Source organism: Vibrio sp. 1069, assembly GCF_033340555.1.
This window is the reverse complement of sequence record NZ_JAWOWP010000817.1, coordinates 1-545: the sequence shown is the minus strand read 5'-3', so window position 1 is coordinate 545 and position 545 is coordinate 1. Positions and strand designations below refer to the sequence as shown.

Annotated in this window: 1 pseudogene; it reads left to right on the top strand. The window is 47.3% G+C overall.

The features are described from left to right. Positions 1 to 46: 46 nt before the first annotated feature. Positions 47 to 545: pseudogene (locus R7040_RS29235) on the top strand (hypothetical protein); the annotation flags it as partial.

Sequence of the window (545 nt, the reverse complement as noted above, 5' to 3'; positions counted from 1 at the left end):
TGAAACTCGACAGTGCGAGGCTTCTAAAAATCACTGTGAAAAGTTAATGGAAACAGAGCCAACTTTAGGTGTTTGGTGGAATGAGCAAGCTTATGGTCGTGACATGCTCGGTAACTTTTGGTGCGGTTCTGCCTCCAATTGTACTGCTCAACTCACTACCTTTGTTGGTTGCGATTCTGGAAACTGCTTTGCTGATGCGCATTATACTGGTGATGAGTGTCAACATGGTACGTTAAACGGTTTTTGTACCGATTCCAGTTGCTCTGCTGAGCTTCCTGAGCCAGAAAAACCAGACCCTGATAATCCAGACCCTGATAATCCAGACCCTGATAATCCAGACCCTGATAATCCTGACCCAGACAACCCAGACAACCCAGACGTTGACGACCCTACTCATAAACCAGATGACCCTACTGGCGGTGATATCGAAGACCCTAGCGTTTTACCGGATTCTGATAGTGACGTTGTCGTTCCGAAGCCTCCAACAGATGAACCAGATGTTGAGGACCCGCCAACGGATGAATCAACAGATACGGCGGTTGTTA